General features: G+C 69.1%; 22 protein-coding genes. 15 read left to right on the top strand and 7 right to left on the bottom strand.

All coding sequences use genetic code 11. From position 1 onward, the window contains the following. Positions 1-21 precede the first annotated feature (21 nt). Complete coding sequence (locus tag M3Q35_RS21095; protein ID WP_273943653.1) at positions 22-921, top strand: FG-GAP repeat domain-containing protein; 900 nt, start codon at positions 22-24, stop codon at positions 919-921. Positions 922-979: 58 nt separating this feature from the next. On the opposite strand, the gene sucD is transcribed toward M3Q35_RS21095, so the two are convergent. Beyond that, entirely contained in the window at positions 980-1858 is an 879-nt protein-coding gene (gene sucD, locus M3Q35_RS21090; RefSeq protein WP_273943652.1) for a succinate--CoA ligase subunit alpha, read from the bottom strand. A gap of 1 nt (position 1859) precedes the next feature. Continuing rightward, a complete protein-coding gene (gene sucC, locus M3Q35_RS21085; RefSeq protein WP_273943651.1) occupies positions 1860-2990 on the bottom strand; it encodes an ADP-forming succinate--CoA ligase subunit beta in 1131 nt (376 codons plus the stop codon). A 191-nt stretch (positions 2991-3181) separates the two neighbouring features. On the opposite strand from sucC, the gene M3Q35_RS21080 reads away from it, so the two are divergent. The 4 genes from M3Q35_RS21080 (at position 3182) to M3Q35_RS21065 (ending at position 9804) form a co-directional block, all read left to right on the top strand. Next, complete coding sequence (locus M3Q35_RS21080) at positions 3182-4906, top strand: thiamine pyrophosphate-binding protein (RefSeq protein ID WP_379794346.1); 1725 nt, start codon at positions 3182-3184, stop codon at positions 4904-4906. Between the two features lie 13 nt (positions 4907-4919). Further along, positions 4920-6149: a formyl-CoA transferase gene (gene frc / locus M3Q35_RS21075; protein WP_273943649.1), complete on the top strand. Its 1230-nt coding sequence runs from the start codon at positions 4920-4922 to the stop codon at positions 6147-6149. Positions 6150-6159: 10 nt separating this feature from the next. Continuing rightward, positions 6160-8298 carry an acetate--CoA ligase family protein gene (locus M3Q35_RS21070; RefSeq protein ID WP_273943648.1) on the top strand — a complete coding sequence of 713 codons (2139 nt, stop codon included), beginning with the start codon at positions 6160-6162 and terminating at the stop codon, positions 8296-8298. Between the two features lie 153 nt (positions 8299-8451). Continuing rightward, a complete protein-coding gene (locus tag M3Q35_RS21065; protein WP_273943647.1) occupies positions 8452-9804 on the top strand; it encodes an OFA family MFS transporter in 1353 nt (450 codons plus the stop codon). On the opposite strand, the gene M3Q35_RS21060 is transcribed toward M3Q35_RS21065, so the two are convergent. Then, entirely contained in the window at positions 9801-10541 is a 741-nt protein-coding gene (locus M3Q35_RS21060) for a GntR family transcriptional regulator (protein ID WP_273943646.1), read from the bottom strand. The two genes, M3Q35_RS21065 and M3Q35_RS21060, sit on opposite strands and share 4 nt — an antisense overlap. A gap of 224 nt (positions 10542-10765) precedes the next feature. On the opposite strand from M3Q35_RS21060, the gene M3Q35_RS21055 reads away from it, so the two are divergent. The 5 genes from M3Q35_RS21055 (at position 10766) to M3Q35_RS21035 (ending at position 16752) form a co-directional block, all read left to right on the top strand. Then, on the top strand, positions 10766-11749 hold the full coding sequence (locus M3Q35_RS21055; protein ID WP_273943645.1) for a 2-dehydropantoate 2-reductase: 984 nt from the start codon (positions 10766-10768) through the stop codon (positions 11747-11749). Positions 11750-12262: 513 nt separating this feature from the next. Then, on the top strand, positions 12263-14179 hold the full coding sequence (locus M3Q35_RS21050; protein WP_273943644.1) for a molybdopterin oxidoreductase family protein: 1917 nt from the start codon (positions 12263-12265) through the stop codon (positions 14177-14179). After that, entirely contained in the window at positions 14179-14739 is a 561-nt protein-coding gene (locus M3Q35_RS21045; RefSeq protein WP_273943643.1) for an NADH-quinone oxidoreductase subunit NuoE family protein, read from the top strand. The genes M3Q35_RS21050 and M3Q35_RS21045 overlap by 1 nt, the downstream gene beginning before the upstream one ends. An 8-nt stretch (positions 14740-14747) precedes the next feature. Next, the gene (locus M3Q35_RS21040) at positions 14748-15833 is read left to right on the top strand and encodes a complex I 51 kDa subunit family protein (protein WP_273943641.1); all 1086 of its coding nucleotides are present in this window, start codon (positions 14748-14750) and stop codon (positions 15831-15833) included. Between the two features lie 73 nt (positions 15834-15906). Further along, positions 15907-16752: a 2Fe-2S iron-sulfur cluster-binding protein gene (locus M3Q35_RS21035; RefSeq protein ID WP_273943640.1), complete on the top strand. Its 846-nt coding sequence runs from the start codon at positions 15907-15909 to the stop codon at positions 16750-16752. 312 nt (positions 16753-17064) lie between these two features. Here the strand turns inward: M3Q35_RS21035 and M3Q35_RS21030 are convergent, their stop codons facing one another. The 3 genes from M3Q35_RS21030 to M3Q35_RS21020 are packed head-to-tail and all read right to left on the bottom strand — an operon-like array spanning position 17065 to position 20349. Further along, complete coding sequence (locus M3Q35_RS21030; RefSeq protein ID WP_273943639.1) at positions 17065-17625, bottom strand: hypothetical protein; 561 nt, start codon at positions 17623-17625, stop codon at positions 17065-17067. Next, the gene (locus tag M3Q35_RS21025; protein ID WP_273943638.1) at positions 17622-18611 is read right to left on the bottom strand and encodes a hypothetical protein; all 990 of its coding nucleotides are present in this window, start codon (positions 18609-18611) and stop codon (positions 17622-17624) included. The genes M3Q35_RS21030 and M3Q35_RS21025 overlap by 4 nt, the downstream gene beginning before the upstream one ends. A gap of 58 nt (positions 18612-18669) precedes the next feature. Beyond that, on the bottom strand, positions 18670-20349 hold the full coding sequence (locus M3Q35_RS21020; protein ID WP_337960617.1) for a hypothetical protein: 1680 nt from the start codon (positions 20347-20349) through the stop codon (positions 18670-18672). Between the two features lie 129 nt (positions 20350-20478). On the opposite strand from M3Q35_RS21020, the gene M3Q35_RS21015 reads away from it, so the two are divergent. The 4 genes from M3Q35_RS21015 to M3Q35_RS21000 all read left to right on the top strand — a co-directional run bounded on the left by M3Q35_RS21015 (position 20479) and on the right by M3Q35_RS21000 (position 23843). Next, complete coding sequence (locus tag M3Q35_RS21015) at positions 20479-21621, top strand: sensor histidine kinase (protein WP_273943637.1); 1143 nt, start codon at positions 20479-20481, stop codon at positions 21619-21621. Then, positions 21618-22274 carry a response regulator gene (locus tag M3Q35_RS21010; RefSeq protein ID WP_273943635.1) on the top strand — a complete coding sequence of 219 codons (657 nt, stop codon included), beginning with the start codon at positions 21618-21620 and terminating at the stop codon, positions 22272-22274. Before M3Q35_RS21015 ends, M3Q35_RS21010 begins: the two co-directional genes overlap by 4 nt. 9 nt (positions 22275-22283) lie before the next feature. Next, the gene (locus M3Q35_RS21005) at positions 22284-22853 is read left to right on the top strand and encodes a DUF6886 family protein (protein WP_273943634.1); all 570 of its coding nucleotides are present in this window, start codon (positions 22284-22286) and stop codon (positions 22851-22853) included. A 69-nt stretch (positions 22854-22922) separates the two neighbouring features. Then, on the top strand, positions 22923-23843 hold the full coding sequence (locus M3Q35_RS21000; protein ID WP_273943633.1) for a GlxA family transcriptional regulator: 921 nt from the start codon (positions 22923-22925) through the stop codon (positions 23841-23843). Between the two features lie 4 nt (positions 23844-23847). On the opposite strand, the gene M3Q35_RS20995 is transcribed toward M3Q35_RS21000, so the two are convergent. After that, positions 23848-24246, bottom strand: a complete 399-nt coding sequence (locus tag M3Q35_RS20995; protein WP_273943632.1) for a hypothetical protein — start codon at positions 24244-24246, stop codon at positions 23848-23850. Between the two features lie 55 nt (positions 24247-24301). Here M3Q35_RS20995 and M3Q35_RS20990 point away from each other — a divergent pair, with 55 nt between their 5' ends. After that, on the top strand, positions 24302-24778 hold the full coding sequence (locus M3Q35_RS20990; protein WP_273943631.1) for a winged helix-turn-helix transcriptional regulator: 477 nt from the start codon (positions 24302-24304) through the stop codon (positions 24776-24778). Positions 24779-24784 lie beyond the last annotated feature (6 nt).

The raw sequence follows: 24784 nt of genomic DNA, 5'->3' as shown, positions 1-24784 counted from the left end.
ACCAAGGGGAGGTCAACAGCAATGCGAATCGGCACAAAGCTCGGTTCGGCGCTCGCCGTCCTGATCGCGGCCACCACGATGCTGCCGCTGGCGGCACACGCGGCGCCGGCGCAGTTCGAGCCGTCGTCGCAGAAGATCGCGGGCGACTTCGACGGTGACGGCAAGGCGGATTTCGCGGTCTGGCGCCCGAGTAACGGCGTCTGGTATGTGATCAAGTCCAGTAACGGTCAGGTCGTTACCCAGCAGTGGGGTACGAGCGGCGATGTCCCGGTGGCCGGTGACTTCGACGGCGATGGCAAGGCGGATTTCGCCGTCTGGCGGCCCAGTAACGGCGTCTGGTACGTGATCAAGTCCAGTAACGGTCAGGTCGTTACCCAGCAATGGGGCACGGCCGGCGACGTCCCGGTCACCGGCGACTTCGACGGCGACCACCGGACGGACTTCGCGGTCTGGCGGCCCAGCAACGGCGTCTGGTACGTGATCCGCTCGAGTAACGGTCAAGTCGTTACACAGCAATGGGGTACGAGCGGCGACGTCCCGGTCACCGCGGACTACGATGGCGACGGCCGCAGCGACTACGCCGTCTGGCGGCCGGGCAACGGCACCTGGTACGTGATCGACAGCAGCACCGGCGGGGCCTACAGCCAGCAGTGGGGCACCGCGGGCGACGTCCCGGTCATCGGCGACTTCAGCGGCGACGGCCGGGCCGACTTCACCGTGTGGCGGCCGAGCAACGGCGTCTGGTACCGCTTCAACGGCGGCACCCAGCAGTGGGGCACCGCCGGCGACGTTCCGGTGGCGGGCGACTTCACCGGCGACCACCGCACCGACTTCGTGGTGTGGCGGCCGTCGAACGGCGTCTGGTACGCGCTCAACATCGCCACCCAGCAGTGGGGCACGGCCGGCGACATCCCGGTCTGACAACTTGAATCCGAGCGGCGATCCGGGGTCGACACCGGATCGCCGCTCGGCGCTCGGGTCACGCCGTGAGCAGTTCCCTTGCCAGCAAAGCGGTTTCGCCCGGAGTGCGACCGACGGCGATGCCGGCGGCCTCCAGCGCCACCTTCTTCGCCTCGGCGGTGCCCGACGAACCGGAGACGATGGCGCCGGCGTGGCCCATGGTTTTGCCCTCGGGCGCGGTGAAACCGGCGACGTAGCCGACGACCGGCTTGGTCACGTTGGCCTGCACGAAAGCGGCGGCCCGCTCCTCGGCGTCGCCGCCGATCTCGCCGATCATGACGATCAGCTCGGTCTCGGGGTCGTCCTGGAAGGCCCGCAGCGCGTCGATGTGCGTGGTGCCGATGATCGGGTCGCCGCCGATGCCGATGGCGGTCGAGCAGCCGAAGTCGCGCAGCTCGTGCATGAGCTGGTAGGTCAGCGTGCCCGACTTGGAGACCACGCCGACCCGGCCGGGCTTGGTGATGTCGGCCGGGATGATGCCGGCGTTGCACTTGCCCGGGCTGATCACGCCGGGGCAGTTGGGCCCGATGATCCGCGTCTTGCTGCCGGCGGAATGGGCCCAGAACGCGGCGGTGTCGTGCACCGGCACGCCCTCGGTGATCACGACCGCCAGCCCGATGCCGGCGTCTACGGCCTCGATCACCGCGGCGCGGACGAACGGCGGCGGTACAAAAAGGACGGACACATCGGCGCCGGTCGCGGCCATCGCCTCGGCCACGCCGCCGAACACCGGCAGCGACTTGCCTTCCACGGCCAAGGACTGCCCGGCCTTGCGGGCGTTGACGCCGCCGACGATGTTGGTGCCGGACCGCAGCATGCGCGCGGTGTGCTTGCTGCCTTCCGCGCCGGTCATGCCCTGCACGACGACCCGGCTGCCCTCGTCGATGAAGATCGCCATGTCACGCTCCCTGCGCCGCGAGCCGGGCGGCAGTGCGCGCGGCGTCGTCCATCGTCTCCACCATGGTCACCAGCGGATGCCCGGCCTCGATCAGGATTTCCCGTCCCCGCTTGACGTTGTTGCCATCCAGCCGCACCACCAGCGGCTTGGTCGCGCGCGAGCCCAGCATGCCCAGCGCCTGGAGGATGCCGTCGGCGACGGCATCGCACGCGGTGATACCGCCGAACACGTTCACGAACACGCTGCGCACGTCGGCGTCGCCGAGGATGATCTCCAGCCCGTCGGCCATCACCTGCGCCGACGCGCCGCCGCCGATGTCCAGGAAGTTGGCCGGCCCGGCCCCGCCGGCCTGCGCGACGACGTCCAAAGTGGACATCACCAGCCCGGCGCCGTTGCCGATCACGCCGACGTCCCCGGTCAGCTTGACGTAGTTGAGCCCCTTCTCGTGCGCCGCCCGCTCCAGCGGGTCGGCGACCTCGACCCCGAACGGCCGCAGCGAGTGCCGGAAGGTGGCGTTGTCGTCCAGGGTGATCTTGCCGTCCAGCGCGATGATCTCGCCGGACTCGGTGCGCACCAGCGGGTTCACCTCGACCAGGGTGCAGTCCTCCGCGACGAACACCTCCCACAGCTTGACGATCACGTCCGCCGCTTCGACCGGCAGCCCGGCGGCCAGCGCGAGATCGGCGGCCCGGCCCAGGTCCATGTCGACCAGGGGCTCGCGGACCAGGGCCTCCGGCCGCGTCGCCGCGACCTCCTCGATGTCCATGCCGCCCTCGGCCGAGGCCATCGCCAGCCAGGTCCGGTTGGCCCGGTCCAACAGAAAGGAGAAGTAGTACTCGTCGGCGATCTTGGACGCGGCGGTCACCAGCACCTTGTGCACGGTGTGCCCCTTGATGTCCATCCCGAGGATGGCCTCGGCCGCGGCCTGCGCCTCCTGCGGCGTGGTCGCCAGCTTGACGCCGCCGGCCTTGCCGCGGCCGCCGGTCTTCACCTGGGCCTTGACCACTACCGGCCCGCCGATGTCCACCGCGGCGGCGAACGCGCCCGCCGGTGTCGTGGTGACCTCGCCGGGTGGCACGGGGACGCCGTGCCGGGCGAACAGGTCCCTGGCCTCGTGCTCGAACAGATCCACGTGCGGCCCTCCTCTGACTGTTGGCTGCCGGGTTTTCCGCCTACCGGAGTTCGGGTTCTCCCACTGGGCGCCAAGGTCGCGAAATGTTGTCGCGTTGCTCTGGACACCGGGCCGGAACAGGCGTAAGCATATGCCTACTCCATATCGTATGCAATCTACAGTGCAGCGGAGCCGGCGAGGAGTTGACCAGCATGGTGGGAACAGAACCCGTGGTAGACAGCCAGACGGCGAACGGATCCGCCCCCGCGCCCCAGTTGATCTCAGGTGGCCATCTCGTCGCGAAAGCGCTCAAGGCCGAGGGCGTCGACACCATATTCACGCTGTGCGGCGGGCACATCATCGACATCTACGACGGCTGCGTCGACGAGGGCATCAAGGTCGTCGACGTCCGCCACGAGCAGGTCGCCGCGCACGCCGCCGACGGGTACGCCCGCATCACCGGCACGCCCGGCTGCGCGGTGGTCACCGCGGGCCCGGGCACCACGAACGCGGTCACCGGCGTGGCCAACGCCTTCCGCGCGGAGAGCCCGATGCTGCTGATCGGCGGCCAGGGCGCGTTGACCCAGCACAAGATGGGCTCGCTGCAGGACCTGCCGCACGTCGACATGATGAACCCGATCACCAAGTTCGCCGCCACCGTGCCGGACACCGCCCGCGCGGCCGACATGGTGTCGATGGCCTTCCGCGAGTCGCTCAACGGCGCGCCCGGCCCGTCGTACCTGGAGATCCCGCGCGATGTCCTGGACAACAAGGTGCCGGTGGACAAGGCCCGCATCCCGCAGGCCGGCCGCTACCGGGCCTCGACCCGGCAGGCCGGCGACCCGGCCGCCGTGGAGAAGCTCGCGGACCTGTTGGTGCACGCCAAGAAGCCGGCGATCCTGCTGGGCAGCCAGGTCTGGACGACGCGCGGCACCGACTCGGCCGTCGAACTGGTGCGCACGCTGAACATCCCGGCCTACATGAACGGCGCCGGCCGCGGCACGCTGCCGCCCGGCGACCCGCACCACCTCCAGCTCTCGCGCCGCTACGCCTTCGACAACGCCGACGTGATCGTCATCGTCGGCACCCCGTTCGACTTCCGGATGGGTTACGGGCGAAGGCTTTCCGCCAAGGCGACGGTGGTGCAGATCGACCTGGACTACCGCACCGTCGGCAAGAACCGGGACATCGACCTCGGCATCGTCGGCGACCCCGGCCTGATCCTCTCCTCGGTCACCGCCGCCGCCTCCGGTCGCGTCGACAACGGGGCCACCGGCCGCAAACCGTGGCTGGAGGAGCTGCACAAGGTGGAGGAGCAGGCCAGGCAGAAGCGGTTGCCGCAGCTGCTTTCCGACGCCAACCCGATCCACCCGTACCGGCTGATGCACGAGATCAACCAGTTCATCACCGAGGACTCCATCTACGTCGGCGACGGCGGCGACATCGTCACCTTCTCCGGCCAGGTGCTGCAACCCCGCTCGCCCGGCCACTGGATGGACCCGGGGCCGCTGGGCACGCTCGGCGTCGGCATCTCCTTCGTGATGGCGGCCAAACTGGCCCGCCCCGACAAGGAGGTCGTCGCGCTGTTCGGCGACGGCGCGTTCTCCATGACCGGCTGGGACTTCGAGACCCTGGTCCGGTTCAACCTGCCGTTCGTCGGCATCATCGGCAACAACTCGTCGATGAACCAGATCCGCTACGGCCAGGCCCAGAAGTACGGCCTGGCAAGGGAACGCGTCGGCAACACGCTGGGCGACGTGCGCTACGGCGAGTTCGCCCGGATGCTCGGCGGCCACGGCGAGGAGGTGCGCGACCCGGCCGACATCGGGCCGGCGCTGCTGCGGGCCCGCGAGTCCGGGCTGCCGTCGCTGATCAACGTCTGGGTCGACCCGGACGCGTACGCCCCCGGAACCATGAACCAGACCATGTACAAGTGAGCTGGAGGCCGTGATGGGAAAGGCGCTGGAGGGCGTGCGCGTCCTCGACATGACCCACGTGCAGTCCGGTCCGTCGTCGACCCAGCTGCTGGCCTGGCTGGGCGCGGACGTGATCAAGCTGGAGACGCCGGGCCGCGGTGACATCACCCGCGGCCAGCTGCGGGACATCCCGGGCGAGGACAGCCTCTACTTCACCATGCTGAACTCCAACAAGCGCAGCATCACGCTGAACATGAAGAGCGAGGACGGCGCCAAGATCTTCGCCAAGCTGGTGTCCGAAGTGGACATTCTGGTGGAGAACTTCGGGCCGGGCGTGATCGACCGCTTCGGCTTTTCGTGGGAGAAGCTGAGCGAGCTCAACCCGCGCCTGATCTACGCCTCCATCAAGGGTTTCGGCCCCGGCCGGTACGCCGACTTCAAGGCGTACGAGGTGATCGCGCAGGCCATGGGCGGCTCGATGAGCACCACCGGCTTCGAGGAGGGCCCGCCCACCGCGACCGGCGCCCAGATCGGCGACTCGGGCACCGGCATCCATTTGGTGGCCGCGATCCTGGCCGCGCTCTACCAGCGTACGAACTCCGGCCGCGGGCAGCGGGTGCAGGTGGCCATGCAGGACGCGGTGCTGAACCTGTGCCGGGTGAAGCTGCGCGACCAGCAGCGGCTGACCCACGGACCACTCGGCGAGTACCCGAACGAGAGCTTCGGCGACGAGGTTCCCCGTTCCGGCAACGCTTCCGGCGGCGGTCAGCCGGGATGGGCGGTGCGCTGCGCGCCGGGCGGGCCCAACGACTACATCTACGTGATCATCCAGCCGCCGGGCTGGCGGCCGATCACCGAGCTGATCGGCAAGCCGGAGCTGGCCGACGACCCGCAGTGGGCGACGCCGGAGGCCCGACTGTCCAAGTTGGACAAGGTGTTCGCCATGGTCGAGGACTGGACCAGCAACCTGACCAAGTGGGACGTCATGGAGCAGCTCAACGCGGTCAACGTGCCGTGCGGGCCGATCCTGTCGACCAAGGAGCTGATCGAGGACGAGACGCTGGCCGAACTGGGTTCCGTGGTCGAGGTGGCGCACCCGGGCCGGGGCGCGTACAAGACGGTCGGCAACCCGCTCAAGCTCTCCGACTCGTCGGTGGAGATCACCCGCTCGCCGCTGCTGGGCGAGCACAACGTCGAGGTGCTCGGCGAACTGGGGTACGGCCCCGACCAGCTGGAGCGGCTGCGCGCCGCCGGCGTGATCTGAGGGGACAACGATGGTCAACTACGACCGCGAGGCGGTCCAGCGGGTGCTCGCGCAGGTCGCGGCGGACGGCCGCGACTCGCTGACCGCGCCCGAGGGCAAGATCGTCTGCGACGCGTACGGCATCAGCACACCCGACGAGGGCCTGGCCACCGACTCCGAGCAGGCGGTCGAGCTGGCCGAGCGGATGGGCTTCCCGGTGGTGCTGAAGATCGTGTCGCCGGACATCCTGCACAAGACCGAGGCCGGCGGCGTGCTGGTCGGGATCAAGGACGCCGCCCAGGTGGCGCACGGATTCCGTACCATCACGGCGAATGCCAAGATCTACAACCCGAACGCGAAGATCGTCGGCATCCAGGTGCAGCAGATGCTGCCGGCCGGGCAGGAGGTCATCGTCGGGGCGACCACCGACCAGACCTTCGGCAAGATCGTCGCGTTCGGCCTCGGCGGCGTGCTGGTCGAGGTGCTCAAGGACGTCACTTTCCGGTTGGCGCCAACGGATCGCGAGCAGGCGCTGTCGATGATCGACGGCATCGCCGCGGCCGAGATCCTGCGCGGCGTGCGCGGCGCCGAGCCGGCCGACCGGGACGCCATCGCCGACCTGATCACGCGGGTTTCCGACCTGGTCGGCGACTTCCCGCAACTGTCCGAAGTGGACCTCAACCCGGTGCTGGCCACGCCGACCGGTGCGACCGCGGTCGACGTGCGCATCCTGGTCGACGCCGAGGCCGCCACCGAGCCGTACCGGTTCTCCCAGCAGGAGATCCTGGCCGCGATGAACCGGATCATGAAGCCGGCCGCGGTGGCCGTGATCGGGGCGTCGGCCGAGGACGGCAAGATCGGCAACTCGGTGATGAAGAACCTGGTCAGCGGCGGCTACCGGGGGGAGATCTACCCGATCAACCCCAAGGCCACCGAGATACTGGACCGCAAGGCCTTCGCCCGCATCGGCGACGTGCCCGGCGACGTGGACGTGGCCGTGTTCGCCATCCCGGCCAAGTTCGTGCCGCAGGCGCTCAAGGAGGTCGGCGAGAAGGGCGTGGCCGGCGCGATCCTGATCCCGTCCGGCTTCGGCGAGACCGGCAACCACGAACTCCAGGACGAGATCGTGAGGATCGCTCGTGAGCACCAGGTGCGCATCCTCGGCCCCAACATCTACGGCTACTACTACACACCTGAGCATCTGTCTGCTACCTTCTGCACCCCGTACGACGTGCAGGGTGGAGTCGCGCTGTCCTCGCAGAGCGGCGGCATCGGCATGGCCATCCTCGGCTTCAGCCGGTCGGCGCAGATGGGTGTGTCGGCGATCGTCGGCGTCGGCAACAAGGCCGACATCGACGAGGACGACCTGCTGACGTTCTTCGAGCACGACGACAACACCAAGCTGATCGCCATGCACCTCGAGGACCTCAAGGACGGCCGCTCCTTCGCGGAGACGGCCAAGCGGGTCTCGAAGTCCAAGCCGGTGGTGGTGCTCAAGGCCGGGCGCACCGCGCAGGGCGCCAAGGCGGCCAGCTCGCACACGGGTGCGTTGGCCGGCAACGACAAGGTCTACGACGACATCCTGCGGCAGAGCGGCGTGATCCGGGCGCCGGGCCTCAACGACATGCTGGAGTACGCCCGCGGCGTGCCGCTGCTGCCGACCCCCAAGGGTGAGAACGTCGTGATCATCACCGGCGCCGGCGGCTCGGGTGTGCTGCTGTCGGACGCCTGCGTGGACAACGGCCTCACGCTGATGTCCATTCCGGAGGATCTGGACAGGTCCTTCCGGGAATACATCCCGCCGTTCGGCGCGGCCGGCAACCCGGTGGACATCACCGGCGGCGAGCCGCCGTCGACGTACCGCAACACCATCGCGCTCGGCCTGGCCGACGAGCGGGTGCACGCGCTGATCCTGGGCTACTGGCACACCATCGTCACGCCGCCCATGGTCTTCGCCGAGCTCGTCGTCGACGTGGTCGAGCAGTACCGGGAACACGGCATCCACAAGCCGGTCGTGGCGTCGCTGTCGGGCGACGTCGAGGTCGAGCAGGCGGCCGAGTTCCTGTACCGCCACGGGATCGTGGCCTACCCGTACACCACGGAGAAGCCGGTCGCCGTCCTCGGCGCGAAGTACCGCTGGGCCAGGGAAGCAGGACTGTTGGAGGGCTGACAAGCAGCCGGATTGGAGGCATGATGCCGGTCCAGACTTAGCGATTCACTCGCGGCTCGATGACACGCCTTCGGAGGGACACACAGGGGAACTGGGGACTCGCAATGACGCGAAAGGGCTCCGATGACCACAAGTTCCACCAGTTACAGGGAGTTGACTGACGACAACGGCAGGGTCTACCGGATCGGCGAGAGTCCTCAGGACATCATGGGACGTTCCCGAGCCTGGATGGTCTGGCTGCCATGGATCGCGATGATCGCGGTCAGCGTCTACGAATACGGCTGGGGTGCCGTCGTGAAGACGCTAGAAGCGAAGAACGGCTGGACGCTGACCGAGGTGTTCTGGTTGGCCACGGTGTGGGCGGTCTTCCAGGCCGCCATCGCCTTCCCCGCGGGGCGCTTACGCGAGAAGAACGTGGTTTCCGCTCGTTCGGCAATGTTGTTGGGCGCGGCATTGTCGGGCATCGGCTACTTCACGATCGCGTACAGCGGCAGCCTCGGGCTGGCCTTCCTCGGCTACTCGGTCTGCGGCGGCATCGGCGCCGGCCTGGTGTACGCCACGTGCATCAACATGGTCGGCAAGTGGTATCCGGAAAAACGCGGTGCGCGGACCGGATTCGTCAACGGCGGCTTCGCCTACGGTGCGGTGCCGTTCATCTACATCTTCAGCGCGGTGCTCACGCCGAGCAGCACGACCCTGATCCTGTCCTTGATCGGCTTGTACATGCTGGTCGTGGTGGTCGTGTGTGGACTGATGTTCCGGGATCCGCCGAAGAACTGGTGGCCCGAGCACATCGACCCCAAGGAGTGGGTGCGCAACACCAAGACCAACAAGAGCCTGGCCAAGAACCCGCCCGCGGTGAAGCAGTTCACCCCGGGCGAGGCCATTCGCAGCGGCATGCTGCCGCTGATGTGGATCTCGCTGGTCATCATCGGCGGTGTGTCGCTGTTCGGCATCAACTTCCAGGTGCAGTTCGCGACGGCCAGCCACTTCGGGCCGTTCGTGGCGGCGTCCTCGGCCGGCGTCCTGTCCATTGTGAACGGTACCGGCCGGGCGCTCGTCGGCTGGCTGTCCGACCACATCGGACGGCGGCAGACGCTGACCCTGGTGCTGGTGATCGCCGGCATCGCGCAGTTCGGGTTGGTCTACGCGGGCAACACCGAGAACATCGCGCTGTTCATGGTGTTCGCGTTTCTGGTCGGCTTCGGCGGCGGCGCGTTCTACCCGCTGTTCGCCGCACTGGTGCCGGACTACTTCGGTGAGAACTACAACGCCACCAACTACGGCCTGGTGTACAGCGCCAAGCTCGTGGGCGGTGTCGGTGGCGGCGGTCTCGGCGCCATGGTGGTCACCGCGTGGGGCTACACCGGCGCGTACATCCTCGCCGGCTGCATTGCTCTGCTGGCCGCCGGTATCACGCTGTTCCTACACCAACCGGGACGTCCGAAGACCAAGACCACGGTGTCGGCCGCGGCCTCGGGCTTCGGCGCCCCAACCACCGCTTAGCTGTTCGCCTGAGCTTGACGTTCCTCGTGGTAGGCCAGTCGGGTCCGTTCCGTATGCGCGGTCATGATCCGGCTGGCCTGCTCGGCGTCGCCGGCGGCGATGGCTTGGATGAGCTGGTCGTGCTCGGCCCACGCGTCCTCGCCCCGAGGCCTGGCGATGGGCGTGTAGTACCAGCGCACGCGGCGGTCGACCAGGCCGATGAGCTCAGCCAGCACCGCGTTGCCGGACAGCTTGGTGATGAACGCGTGCAAGGCCGCGTTGGCCGCCACCATCCGGTCGACATCCAGGTTTTCCAGGGCGTCGACCCCCTCCAGCTGGAGATGTTCCAGCACGAGGACGTCGCTCGGGTTGGCGTTCTCGGCGGCCAGCTTGGCCGAGTGGGTCTCCAGCACGCTGCGCACGCTCAGCAGCTGGTCGGCCTCTTCCTCGGTCGGCGTGTGCACGAACGCACCCTGGGCCGGGCGTAGATCCACCCAGCCTTCGGTCTGAAGTCGTTGCAGCGCCTCACGAACGGGCTGGCGGCTGACCCCCAGGTACTCCGCGAGCTCGATCTCGACGAGGTGCTGTCCCGGTTGGAGCGTGCGGTTCACGATCAGTTCGATCAGGGCCTCGTAGACGGCCTGCCGCAGCGGGGCCGGGCGCTCAACCTTGCGGGCGGCCGAGTCGCCGAGCGTGCCGCGGGTCGCCCGGCGCCGGTTGACCGCTCCGCCGGGGAACGGTGTCGCGGGCTCGCTCACCAGGGCCTCCTAGGGCACAGCGTGGGATCGGTGCTTAAAGGTTACAGAATTTCGTATGCAAAAGACACTCCCCGTGGGACGGGTCACCTCGCGTGGTCATGCTAGCGCAAATCGTGCACACAGTGCAATCGAACTACTACCGGACGTAACACTCACGGGGGTCTACCGTCGAACGTCGCCAGATCGCATACTGTATTCAATCTCCGCCGACACTGAGGTGAGCCATGAAAGTCGCTGTTCTCGGCGCCGGGGCCATCGGCGCCTATGTGGGGGCGGCCCTGCACAGGGCCGGTGTCGACGTCCATCTGATCGCGCGCGGCGCGCACCTGGCGGCCATGCGCCGCGACGGCGTGCGGGTGCTCAGCCCACGCGGCGATTTCACCGCGCGGCCGCCGGTCACCGACGATCCCGGCGAGGTCGGCCAGGCCGACTTCGTCTTCCTCGGCCTGAAGGCCAACTCCTACGCGTCGTGCGGCAAGTTGCTGGCGCCGCTGCTCGGCCCGGACACCGCCGTGGTGGCCGCGCAGAACGGCATCCCGTGGTGGTACTTCCACGGGCTGGCCGGTCATCCCCTTGAGGGGCAACGGATCGAGGCCGTCGACCCGGGCGGCGCGGTCAGCGAGGTGCTCGACGTGCGCCGGGCCATCGGCTGCGTCGTCTACTGCTCGACCGAGATCGAGGAGCCGGGCGTGATCCGGCATCTCGAGGGCACCCGGTTCTCCATCGGCGAGCCCGACGGCTCGATCTCCCGGCGCTGCCAGGACCTGTCCGCCGCGATGATCGCCGGCGGTCTCAAGTGTCCGGTCGAGGCGCGGCTGCGTGACGACATCTGGATCAAGCTGATGGGCAACGTCGCCTTCAACCCGCTGAGCGCGTTGACCGGCGCGACCATGGCCGAGATCTGCGAGCACGACGACACGCGAGCCGTCGTCGCGTCGATGATGGCCGAGACCGTGGCCATCGCCCGGGCCGCCGGCGCGCAGCCGTCGGTGTCCATCGAGAAGCGCATCGACGGGGCGCGGCGGGTCGGCAACCACAAGACCTCGATGCTCCAGGACCTCGAGGCCGGCAAGGCCCTGGAGACCGACGCCATCATCGGCGCCGTCGTCGAGCTGGCCGAGTTGACCGGCGTCCCCGCCCCGACCCTGCGCAATGTCTACGCCGCGGTCGACCTGCTTGCCCTGAACCGGGCTAGGCGAATATCGTAGATTGCATACAGTCTTCGCGAGGAGATGGGTGAAGGCGGCCGGACCGGTGGGCCGAGAGAAACGGCCTGGTGAACGGGCTGGTGGAAGAGGAAGTGGCCGGGCAGGTGGGCCGCGGGGAAGCCGTTGATGGCCGGGAGACCGGTTGGCCGGATCGGCTCCGGTGGCCGGGTTGGACCGTCGGAAATGGTCGGTCGGCGGTGGCTGTGGAACGGGTCGGGTCGACCGGGTTGGTCGGGCCGGTTGCGGCGGCTGGGCTGGGCCGATGGAGATGGTCGGCAGGCGGTGGCTGCGGAACGGGCCGGGTCGGCTGAGTTGGCCGGGCCGGTTGCGGCGGCTGGGCTGGGCCGATGGAGATGGTCGGCAGGCGGTGGCTGCGGAACGGGTCGGGTCGGCTGAGTTGGTCGGGCCGGTTGCGGTGGTCGGGCTGGACCGGAAGGCCGGTGCGGCGGCCGGCGTGTGGAGAACGGACCGGGTTGGCCGGTCGAGGCGATGGTCCCAGAAACGGGAGGCGTGATGGGCCGGAGGAAGCGGGAACCCTACGTCCGACTCACCCAGCCGCTGGTCCGCGACGCGGGCGTGTTGCGGCCGGCGAGTTGGGACGAGGCGCTGGATCGAGCCGCGGAGGGGTTCCGGCGCAACATCGAGGCCGGTGGGCCCAACGCGTTCGGCATGTTCTCCTGCGCGCGGGCCACCAACGAGATGAACTACGTGGCCCAGAAGTTCACCCGCGCGGTCATCGGCACCAACAACGTCGACTCCTGCAACCGCACCTGCCACGCCCCCAGCGTCGCGGGCCTGGCCAAGGTGTTCGACAGCGGCGGCGGCACGTCCTCGTACCAGGAGATCGAGGACGCGGACCTGATCGTGCTGTGGGGCTCCAACGCCCGCGAGGCGCACCCGATCTTCTTCCAGCACGTGCTGAAAGCGGTGAACAAGGGCGCGAAGCTGTACGTGGTCGACCCCCGGCTGACCAGCACGGCGAAGTGGGCGCACAAGTGGCTGCGGCTCAACGTGGGCACGGACATCCCGCTGGCCAACGCGATCGCCCGGGAGATCATCCACTCGGGGCTGGCCAACAAGTCGTTCATCGAGCGCGGCACCGAGGGCTTCGAGGAGTTCGCCGCGTCGGTGGAGGAGTGGACGCTGCCGGTGGCGGAGCTGGAGACCGGCGTGCCGGCCGAGCTGATCCGCGAGCTGGCGCACGCCTACGCACGGGCCGACCGGGCCCAGATGTCGTGGACGCTCGGCATCACCGAGCATCACAACGGCACCGACAACGTGCTGTCGCTGATCAACCTGTCGCTGCTGGCCGGGCAGGTCGGCCGCTACGGGGCCGGCCTGAACCCGTTGCGCGGCCAGAACAACGTGCAGGGCGGCGGGGACATGGGCGCGATCCCGGACCGACTGCCCGGTTTCCAGGACATCGAGGACGCGGCCGTGCGGGCGTCCTTCGACGCCGCGTGGGGCTCGCAGCTCCAGCCCCGCAAGGGCTGGAACCTCACGCAGATGCTGGAGGCGATGGAACGCGGCGACATGACCACCGTGTACATCATCGGCGAGAATCCCGTGCAGTCCGAGGCCGACTGCGAGCACACGGTCAAGCGTCTGTCCAATTTGGACCACGTGGTGGTGCAGGACATCTTCCTCACCAAGACCGCGCAGCTGGCCCATGTCGTGCTGCCGGCATCGGCCGCCTGGTGCGAGACGGACGGCACTTTCACCAACAGCGAGCGCCGGGTGCAGCGGGTGCGCAAGGCGGTCGACGCGCCCGATGGCGCGCGAGACGATATCGAGCTGCTCTGCGAGCTGGCGCGGCGCCTGGGTCACGACTGGCACTACGACGGCGCGGAGCAGGTGTGGGACGAGATGCGGGCGCTTTCCCCGATGCACCGGGGAATGAGCTACGCGCGGCTGGCCGACCTCGGGGGCATCCAGTGGCCCTGCCCGGACGAGGACAGCCTCGAACCGTCGTTCCTGCACGCCCGGTTGTGGGAGACCGACCCGGTCAAGCGGGGTCGCCCGGCGCCGTTCTCGGTGCTGCGGCACAGCCCGCCGGTGGACGAGCTCAGCGCGGAGTTCCCGCTGCGGCTGACCACCGGGCGGCGGCTGGACTCCTACAACACCGGCGTGCAGTCGGGCGGGTTCGAGTCCCCGCTGCGGCGCGGCGAGACCCTGGACCTGTGTCCCCAGGACGCCCTGGACCTCGGCGTCGTGGCGGACGAGATGGTGCAGGTCTCGTCGCGGCGCGGAGCCATCGTCGCGCCGGTGCGGATCGACGAGGGTCTCAGCCCGGGGCTGGTGTTCATGACCTTCCACTTCCCGGACGAGATCAACACCAACGTGATCACCATCGAGGCCACCGACCCGGTCGCCGGCACCGCCGAGTACAAGGCGGCCGCGGTGCGTGTGGACAAGCTGGTGAACCACTGATGGACCTGCGCTTCCTGGAGGCAGCTCCGTCCACAGTGGAGCAGAACGCCGTCGATGCCGCGTTGGAGGGCACCGATTGTGGACGTGACCAGCTGCTGCCGGCTTTGCACGCGGCCAACGACGCCGTCGGGTGGATCAGCGAAGGCGCGCTGAACCACATCTGCCGTCGGCTGTCCGTGCCGCCGGCCGAGGCGTACGGCGTGGCCACCTTCTACTCGCTGTTCGCGATGGAGGAGCGGCCGCGCAAGGTGGTGCACGTCTGCGTGGACCTGGCCTGCAAGGTCAACGGCGCCGAGGCGCTGGCCGCCGCGCAGACCGATTACGTCGTTCGCAGCCCGTGCCTGGGGGTCTGCGAACGCGCGCCGGCGGCGCTGGCCGTCGAGGCCGGAGCGGGGTCCGAGTACCTGATGCCGGAGCTTCCGTTGCCGCAGCAGGGGATCCTGGTTTACGGCTGCTGCGCCGGGTCGGCACGGTCGACCCCGCCAGCCTCGACGACTACCGCGCCGCCGGCGGGTATGCGGCACTGCGCAACGCTTTCCTGCTCGGGCCGCAGGGCGTGATCCGCGAGGTGACCGACGCCAAGCTGATGGGTCGGGGCGGGGCGGCGTTCCCCACGGGCCGCAAGTGGGCCGCGACCGCCGGGCAGCCCGTGCGGCCGCATTACCTGGTGTGCAACGCCGACGAGAGCGAACCCGGCACGTTCAAGGACCGGGTGTTGATGGAGGGCGACCCGTTCGGCGTGATCGAGGCGATGACCGTCGCCGCCTACGCGACCGGGTGCACCCGTGGGTACTTGTACATCAGGGGTGAGTACCCACGGGCCTTCTCCTTGCTGCGCAACGCCATCGCCGTCTGCCGGGAGCGCGGCTTCCTGGGCCCGTCGGTCATGGGCCAGCCGGGCTTCGACTTCGACATCGAGATCCGCCGGGGCGCCGGGGCGTACATCTGCGGCGAGGAGACCGCGATCTTCAACTCCATCGAGGGCTTCCGCGGCGAGCCGCGCAGCAAGCCGCCGTTCCCGGTGGAGAAGGGCCTGTTCGGCCGGCCGACCGTGGTCAACAACGTGGAGACGCTGGCCAACGTGCTGCTCATCCTGACCGAGGGATGCGAGGCGTTCCAACAGGTTGGCACTGCTGGCTCCACCGGGTCCAAGCTCTTCTGCGTCTCCGGCACCGTGCCGAAGCCCGGGGTGTACGAGGTGCCGTTCGGCGCGACACTTCGTGAGCTCCTGGAGTTGGCCGGCGGTGTCGACGATCTTCGGGCCGTGCTGTTGGGCGGCGCGGCCGGCGGGTTCCTACGCCCCGACGAGATCGATCTGCCGCTGACCATGGAGGATGCCCGCACCGCCGGCACCACCCTCGGCTCCGGCGTCGTTCTTGTCCTGGACGGCACGGTTGATGTCGGCGGTTTCCTCTTGCGTATAGCCGAGTTCTTCCGTGACGAGTCGTGCGGGCAGTGTGTGCCGTGCCGGATCGGTACTGTCCGTCAGGAGGAAGCCTTGCACCGCATCGTGCAGCGCAAAGGTGATGCCCAGGATCTCGTGCTGCTACGGGATGTCGGTCAGGTCATGCGCGACTCGTCCATCTGCGGCCTGGGCCAGACCGCTTGGAACGCCATCGAATCCGCCATCGACCGTCTCGGGGTGCAGCTGTGACCGAGCTTGCGAGGGAACCAATGAGCACAGAGACCACGGTCGCAGACCGGCCGAGCGTCAGCGAGGTGGGGCTGTGACTGTTGTCGACATCGGACTGCCGCGCCGTCTGGTCGAGTTCACTTTGGACGGTTCACCCGTCACGGTGCCGGAGGGCTCGACCATTCTCAGCGCGTGCAAGGACATGCCCACGCTGTGCTACGGCGACACCTTGGAGCCGGCCAACGCCTGCCGGGTGTGCATGGTCGAGGTCGAGGGCTCGCGAACGCTGGTGCCGTCCTGTTCCCGCAAGGTCGAGCCCGGCATGGTCGTGCACACGGACACCGAACGCACCCGCCACAGCCGTCGGCTGGTGCTCGAACTTCTTGGCTCGGCAACGGATTTGTCCACCACGCCCCAGGTGGCCGACTGGATGGCCGACGTCGGCGCCGATCCCGCGCGCTTCGGCCCCGACGCCGCCACCGTCGCCCAGCCCGCACTGGTGGACAATTCCCTCTACGTGCGCGACTACTCGAAGTGCATCATGTGCTACAAGTGCGTCGACGCCTGCGGTGACCAGTGGCAGAACACGTTCGCCATCGCCGTCGCCGGGCGGGGCTTCGACTCGCACATCTCCACCGAGTTCTCCGCCCCGCTGCCCGACTCCGCCTGTGTGTACTGCGGCAACTGCATCGAGGTCTGCCCGACCGGTGCCCTCAGCTTCCGCCGTGAGTTCGACAAACGGGCCGACGGCACCTGGGACGAGTCGGCCCAGACCGCCACCACGACCGTCTGCACGTTCTGCGGTGTCGGCTGCAACCTCACGCTTCACGTGCAGGACAACGAGATCGTCAAGGTCACCTCGCCGCACGACAGCTCGGTGACCCACGGCAACCTCTGCATCAAGGGCCGTTTCGGCTGGCAGCACGTGCAGAACACCTAGTCCCGCAACGCGGACACGATCTCGTGCTCCATCGTCGCCGGCTGATGGCGACGTCGTCGCGGTCGGTGGGCTCCTGGCTCAGCGCCGGGAGCACGACGATCCGGTCCAGGCCGAGCGCCGCCAGCTCCTTGACCCGCTCGACGCACTGCTCTGGCGGGCCGGCGATGCCGAAGGCCGGGCTGATGACGTTGCGGTGGCCGGCGGTGCCCGCGCGGTGGTGGTAGCTCGCCACCAGCGGGCGGGCACCAAACCGTACAACCGCAAGGAAAAGCCGGTAGCGGAAGCTTCCCGCTACCGGCCCTCACGCATGCCTCAACCAGCGGCAACGCCAGTCGGCACGCCCGATGCCCGAATCCGCCCCGGGTTTCCGCGCCGCCAGACCACGACCAAGAAGCCGATCAACGCGACGAACGGCAGTGCGCACACGATCCAGCTCAACGTGAGCGGCGGGCCGGGCTGGGGGAGCACCTGGAGCCCGGAGAGGGTGCCGGTGCCGTGGCCCTGCGGACCGTCGATCGTGAAGTCGAACTTCCACGGGCCCTCGACCGGCAAGGCGAACACGTCCAAGCCCCAGACGTCCCGTTTTCGAGGATGCCTCACCATTGATGCGGGCCGGGTGTGGGAGCCGGAAGGCCCGGTGCGCATGAAGGTCCCGGTCTTGCCGTCCAGGCCACCGTCGGGTGCGAAGGTGAAGTCCAACGACTGCATGGCCCGTAGCGGCCACGTCGAGAAGCCGACGGTCAAACCGTACGGCCCGACCTGGACGTGCTCGGTGTGGACGATGTTCACCGGCTCGTAGGCCATCGCCGGTGCGGCAGTGGCGATCGGCACGAACACGATCGCGGCCAACAGCGCGAACAGACGCTTGATCACGCGGTCACCTTCTCCCGAAGCCGGAGCGTGGCACCGAAGCGCAGGCCGAGAAACGCGCCCACCACGCCGAAAGCACAGCCGGCGATGGTCGTGGCGATCAGCTCCACGGTGGTCACCGGGGCCGCATAGCCGAGCCAAGGCCGTTGCAGGACAAAGGTGAACCCGAGGATCAGGCCGGCGACCCCGCCGCTGATCAGTGCCCCGCGGCGGAACAGCAGCTCGATCACCAGGGCGGCGACGATGCCGGCCAACGGAATCCCGGACGGGATGAGCGACGGCTCACCGCCCATGCCGTCCCGCATCGGCAACCCGACGGAGTCGGCGTACAGCGAGGTGGCCCACGGTGTGAACACCCACAGAATCCCTTGCATCACCAGCAAAGCGGCGGCGGTGGCCAATGCCGTGCCGGGCCGGCCGATGGCAACACGGGTGAGCACCAGCAAGAGCACGATGATCAGCGCGGTGGCCACGACGATGCTGTCGAACGGCACCGGCAAGCCCTGGAAGGCGTTGGCGGTGATGGGAAAGAACGTCATCAGCACGGGAACGCTGATGGCCATGGCGATCCGGCCCCACAACAGCTCGCGGGCCGACGCGGCCACGATCACGGCACCGATCATGGTGATGGAGATGGTGGTGAACAGGGCGACGTGCGGCGGCGAATTCAGCACTGCGTCGAAGCCGTATACAGTATGCCACCACAGATCGGTGAGCCCGTACAACAGGAATGCCGCAGCGCCGACGCCGGTGACCAGATAGCCCAGCGGCGCGGTGAACGCGCCGCCGAACACCCGGATCGGCACGCCGCCGTCACGGGGATCGGGCGTCTCGCCGCGGCGCTGCGCGGCCGTCACGGCGAGCACGACCGACAGTGCGGCGATGCCGGCGATGGCGCTGCCGGCGTAGATGAACAGGTGCGGCAACGTGAAGAAGGTGTCCGGCCCCACGTCGATGTGCCACTGCACGTCCCACGAGGTCCCGATCAACGATATTCCCGTGCCCAGTAACACGAATCCGGCCCCTATCGGCCTCATTGCCTTCCCCTCATCCGGTCACCGTCACCGGCGACACGTGTTCGTCCACTCCGGACTGATCTCGTACGGTGGTGACGATCTCCCATTGCCCGGGCGTCATCAGCGGCAGCCCGGTGACGCGGAACTTCCCGACATCCGTTGCCACGGCCTGTACAACGCCCGATGAGTACCCGGTCGTCGGCTGCACGGCCTGCACGCTCACGTTCGCGCCGGCCGACGGCGTCACGTCCAGCTCCACGGTCCCGGTGTCCACCAGCCGGGCCTGCACTGAATGCTTCCCTTGCCCGACAACGGGTGCAGCCGCCACGTGAATGGTCAGCGGGATCGTCTCGATGTGGTAGTTCCGCTCCACCTGTATCCACGCCCGGTAATCACCGGCCAGCGGGAACGTGTACGTGAAGGCCACGTTCGGTCCATACGCGGCAACGGTTTCGTCCGGCGCGCTGTCCCCGTTCACCGGCATCAGCCCGCCCATCGACCCGGCGGCCATCGCCATGCCGGTCATGTCGCCGCCCATCGAGTGCGCGTGCACCCACACCGGCGCGGCCTGCGCACCACCCGGCCCCAGCGGCCCGACGGCGATCAGGTGCCCGAGCATTCCCAGCCACGGCTGGAGGTCCGACCCGACATGGGCGACAACGGTGCCCGGCTGTCCGGCGACAAAGTCCGGCACGGTTACCTGCGCACCCGACGGATCACCAGAAACCGCAACGGAATCACCGCTGACGTCGACCCCGGTGGCCGACCGCACCAACTGCACCCCGCCACCGATGCGGGCCAGCTCCGCCGCCACGGCGTAGTGCCCGGCGACCGGGAACGTCAACGGCACCTGGAACTTCCCCGGCGCAACCCGAATCGGGTGTAGGTGCCACAGCTGCCCCGACGGTCCGATGATGATCAGGTGCATCAAGGCGCTGTCGTGCACCATCAGGTCATCGACCGGACGCCCGGTCGCACCGTCGCTCAAAGCCAACGACAGCAACGACTTCTGCCCAGTGACCACGGAACTGGCCGACAGCGACAGATTCACCGGCTGCCGCGAGTAGTCCGCAGTCAACGGCTGCGCCAGCTGATACGGCGAAGTGGTGTTCACACCATCCGCATCCACCTGCACACCAGGTAAAGGCGGCAACGGCAGCGAAGTCGACAACACGGCGCCGGTCAACGCCACCGCGACCCCGGCCACCGCCCCGCCGACCGGCACGAAGGCCCACCACCCGCGCCGCGCCCGGGTCGCCACCACCAACGTCGCCAGCAGACAGCCCCCGGCGAAGAGAAACCCCAGGTACACGGCCATCTCCGGCGGGCTGATCGGCTGCGCCGCCACCACGAACGGGATCCGGGCGACCTCCTGCCCGTCGTCGATGGCCAGCTCCCACCGCCCGGCCGCGTCGACGGAAAGATCACCGCCGTACGACCCGGGCCGCGAGCCGAGGGCGACGGCGGTCCCCTCGGCGGTCCCCGGACCGGTGATCGACAGCCGCAGCGTGCCCGCCGGCGATCCCGCATGCGTGAGCACGTCGACGTGCAGGGGTCCTGGCACTCCGGTGATCCGCCGCAGCGTGACGGTGAGCTCGCGGTCGCCGAGTGTCTGCGCGACATGCACGTCCCCGCCGCCGGACGCGGAATCCGCGTACGCCGGGACGGCGAGCAGCAACCCGAGCAGCAGGGCGAGAACGGTGGCTTTCATCGTCGGCAACGCTAGGGAACCGAAACCCCCGCGGTCACCACGTCGGCGGGGATCATTGTCCCCCGCGGGAGGGATCCGGTCTCAGGGGTGACTCACGCATGATCAGGGCCGGGACCAGGGGAGGAACGTATGCACATGACCGTGCGCGGCACGCTGGCGCGCCAGTCGTTGCTGGTCAGCGCCCTGTGCGTGGTCGTGGACGTGGGCTACGTGTTCTATGCCGACTGCTTTCCCGCCACCATCGTGCAGGTGGTGGCGTTGCTGGCCATCATCGGCGTCGACCTGTGGCTGGCCGGCCCGGCGCGGCTGTCGGGCTACGTCGCCGTCGCGCACGGGCTGGTCCGGATCCTGGCCGTGCTGGCGATCGCGCCGAGCGCCGGCGGCAACACCGCCGGCATCATGATCGCCGGCTACCGGGCCGGCGCCTGGCTGCGTGGCTGGCCGGCCCGGCTGAGCCTGGTCGCCACCACGGCGTGCGTCGGCCTGGCCCGGTTGCTGGCCAACGGCCTGCACAACTGGCCGCTCATCCCGCTGATGATGGTCGAGTTCGGGCTGCTGCCGTGGCTGGTCGGCCGCTACACCACGACCCGCCGCGCCTACCTGGCCGAGCTGGAGCTGCGGGCCGAGCAGGAACGCCGTGACGCCAATGAAGCCGTGGCCAAGGCGGTCGGCGAGGAGCGCGCGTCCATCGCCCGCGACCTGCACGACGTCATCGCGCACCACGTCAGCGCGATCAACGTGCACGCCGGCGCGGCGCGCCTGATCATGGCCGGCGACCAGGGCAATCCGCAGCTCGGCAAGTCCGTGACGGCGGTGGAGAGCGCCGCCCGCTCGGCCATGGTCGAGCTGCGGCACCTGCTGGACCTGCTGCACGGCGACAGCGGGGCCAGCACCCGCCAGCCCGGTCTTGACAACATCGACGAGCTGTTCGACGGGGTGCGCAACGCCGGTCTCCAGGCCGAGCTGAAGATCACCGGCCGGCGTCGTGACCTGCCGAATTCCCTGGACATCGCGCTGTACCGGATCGCGCAGGAGATGCTCACCAACGCGCTGCGGCACGGCGACGGAAGGTCCGTCGCCATGCGTATCGACTACGGCGAGACCTCGCTCATGCTGTCCACGACCAACCCGCTGCCGGCGCAGACCCGCGGGTCCGACGGCCCGCACCGGGGCCTGGCCGGCATCGCCAACCGGGCGGGCATGTTCGGCGGCGTTGCCGACAGCGGTCCCCAGGACGGTATGTGGCGCACGTCGGTGGTGTTCCCGCTGTGAGTGTTGACGTGTTGCTGGCCGACGACCACGCGATGTTCCGCTCCGGCATGCGCGCGATCCTCGACACCCAGGCCGAGTTCCGCTGTGTGGCCGAGGTCGGCGACGGCAGTGCGGCGGTCGCCGAGACGGTGCGGCTGCGGCCGGACGTGGCCGTGCTCGACGTGCGGATGCCGAAGATGGACGGGCTGGCCGCGACCGAGGCGATCCTGGCCGCGCCGGGCAACCGCACCAAGATCATCGTGCTGACCACCTACGACCACGACGAGTACGTGTACCGGGCGCTGCGGGCCGGGGCCAGCGGTTTCCTGCTCAAGAGCCTGCCGCCGGAGGAGCTGATCACCGCGGTGCGGGTGGCCGCCCGTGGCGACGCGTTGATCGACCCGTCGGTGACGCAGCGGCTGATCACCCGCTTCGCCACGGCCGTCGCGCCGCCGTCGGAGCCGCCGGCGCTTGCCCAGCTCACGCCCCGTGAACGCGAGGTGTTGCAGCTGGTCGCGGCGGCCGACAGCAACGCCGAGATCGCGGCCAAGCTGCACGTCGGCGAGGAGACGGTGAAGACCCACGTGTCGCGGATCCTGGCCAAGCTGGGCCTGCGCGACCGCGTGCACGCCGTCGTCTACGCGCACCTGAACGGACTTGTGCGGGGCCAATAGCCTGGACGGATGCGACCTGAACCTGGGCAGGTACTGCACTTCTCCGAGGATCCCACGATCACCGTCTTCGAGCCGCACGTCGCGGCGACGGCCAAGCAGGCCGAACCCTACGTCTGGGCCGTGGACCACGATCGCGCGCCGGACTACTGGTTCCCGCGGCTGTGCCCGCGGGCCATGGCCTGGACCGAGGAGTACACCACCGAGGACGACCGCCTGAGGATCATCGGCGATGAGCAGCGGATACACGCCGTCGAGTACGGCTGGCTGGAGGCCATGCGGACCGTCGAGCTGTATGCCTACCGGCTGCCGGCGGACGAGTTCGAGCCCTTCCGTGACTACTGTCACGTGTCGACGCGCACCGTCCACCCGCTCGGCCCGGCCGAGCGGGTCGGCAACCTGTTCGACCTGCACGCCTCGGCCGGCATCCAGCTCCGCGTGCTGCCGAACCTGTGGCCGTTCTGGGACCGGGTGACGGTCAGCTCGCTGGGCTTCAGCGGCATCAGGCTGGCCAACGGCTGCCCGCGTGGGCAAGCAGTCCCGGTTTTCCAGTCAGAAAGCGGATGCATCCGGTCGACATGACGGCTCGGAAACCACACCATCGCTAGCATCGCCGGACAGTCCGGCCGGTGTCAGCTGAGGAGGCGTCCGATGCGCCGCGTGGTGTTCCTGGTTCAGCCGCAGGTGTACCTGCTCGACCTGGCAGGTCCCGCCGAGGTGTTCCACACCGCGCGTGACTACGGCCTGCCCTACGAACTGTCCTATGTGGCCGACGAGCCCGAGGTGATCACCGCCGAGCTGCTGCCGGTCCGGACCTCGACGACGTGGCCCACGTTGTCTCCCAACGACATCATCATCGTCCCGGGGCGACAGTGCGCGACCCTTGAGGACATCGCGCCGAGCGAGCGGGCGCTGTCCATGCTGCGCTCGCACCACCGCCAGGGCGGCATGGTGGTCAGCGTCTGCGCCGCCACCGAGGCGCTCGGCCGGGCCGGGCTGCTCGACGGGCGGCGCTGCGCGACCCATCACCAGCTCCAGGACGAGCTGGCCGCACGCTACCCGGCGGCCGAGGTCGTGCGGGACGTTCTGTACACAGTGGACGGAAATCTGGCCACGTCCGCCGGGATCGCCAGCGGTATCGACCTGTGCCTGCACCTGGTGGCCACCTGGCACGGGCCGACCATGGCCGGCCGGATCGCGCGGGCGCTGGTCGTGTACGCCCGCCGCAACGGCACCGACGAGCAGGTCAGCGCGCTGCTGCGGCACCGCAGCCACCTGTCCGACCTGGTCCACCGGTTGCAGGACGTGATCGACGAGCGCTACACCGAGCCGCTGCGGCTGGCTGAGCTCAGCCGCAAGTTCGGTTGCAGCGAGCGGACCATCACGCGGCGGTTCCGGGACGCCACCGGGCTCACGCCGCTGCGCTACCAGCAGGCGCTGCGGCTGGAGCGGGCCGAGCACCTGATCACCAGCGGGACGACCGTGGAGGGGGCGGCGCGGGCCGTCGGCTTCTCCGACTCCCGGACGCTGCGGGCCCTGCGAGCTGCGGCGCGGGTGGCAGCTAACGCCTGAACCGTTACGACGCCAGGGCGAGGCGGGTCAGCACGACCTCCTCGCCCTGCGTCGTGAAGGCGTCGTCGGAGGCGAGGTACAGCACCGCCTCGGCGATCTCGTGATGCGGGGTCCTGGCGTCCGCGACCACGTAGTTGACCCGGAGCCGGCGGGGTTCGAGCAGCGCAGCCGGCGGATGGGCGAGGGCGCGGCCGTAGACGATGACGGTGCCGTTGTCGCGCAGGTGGGGGAGAGCGTCGGGCCCGGCCCCGGTGAAGACGATGTCGATGCCCCCGAACTTCTCGGCCGCGGCCGCCAGCGTCCCCTCGGTCTCCACCCGTGCGCCCTCACGCCGCAGCACCGCCACCACTGCGGCGTTGGTTGCGTCTGGTGCAACGAAAGCGGTCTTGCCGGCCAGCTTCATCGCGCCCGATCCTCCGTCTGAGTATCAGATTGGGACCCAGAGTACACTGGCCCGCGTGACCGACAGCACCACGTACAGCGCCGAGAACTGCTCCATCGCCCGCACGCTCCAGATCGTGGGCGAGCGGTGGTCGCTGTTGATCCTGCGTGAGGCGTTCTACGGCAACCGCCGGTTCGAGCAGTTCCAGCGGCGCATCGGCATCGCCCGCAACCTGCTCGCCACCCGGCTGGCCACCCTGGTCGAGCACGGCATCCTCGACCGTCAGAGTTACCAGGAACCCGGGCAGCGGTCGCGGCACGAGTACCGGCTCACCGCCAAGGGCAAGGAGCTGTACCCCATCCTGGTCGCCCTGCTCGACTGGGGCGACCGCCACGTCGCCGACCCCGAGGGCCCCGCCCTGCTGCTCCAGCACCGCGACTGCGGCGCCCCCGTGCACGCCGAGCTCCGCTGCGACGCCGGCCACGGCCAGCTCGCCCCCCGCGACGTCACGGCGACCCCCGGCCCCAGCGCCCGCCTGCTCCCCTCGGCCTGACCCCGC

Origin of the sequence: Kutzneria chonburiensis (genome assembly GCF_028622115.1) — a bacterium.
Lineage (GTDB): Bacteria > Actinomycetota > Actinomycetes > Mycobacteriales > Pseudonocardiaceae > Kutzneria > Kutzneria chonburiensis.
Note: the sequence above shows the minus strand (reverse complement) of the source record. Positions and strands in the feature narration are given on the sequence as shown.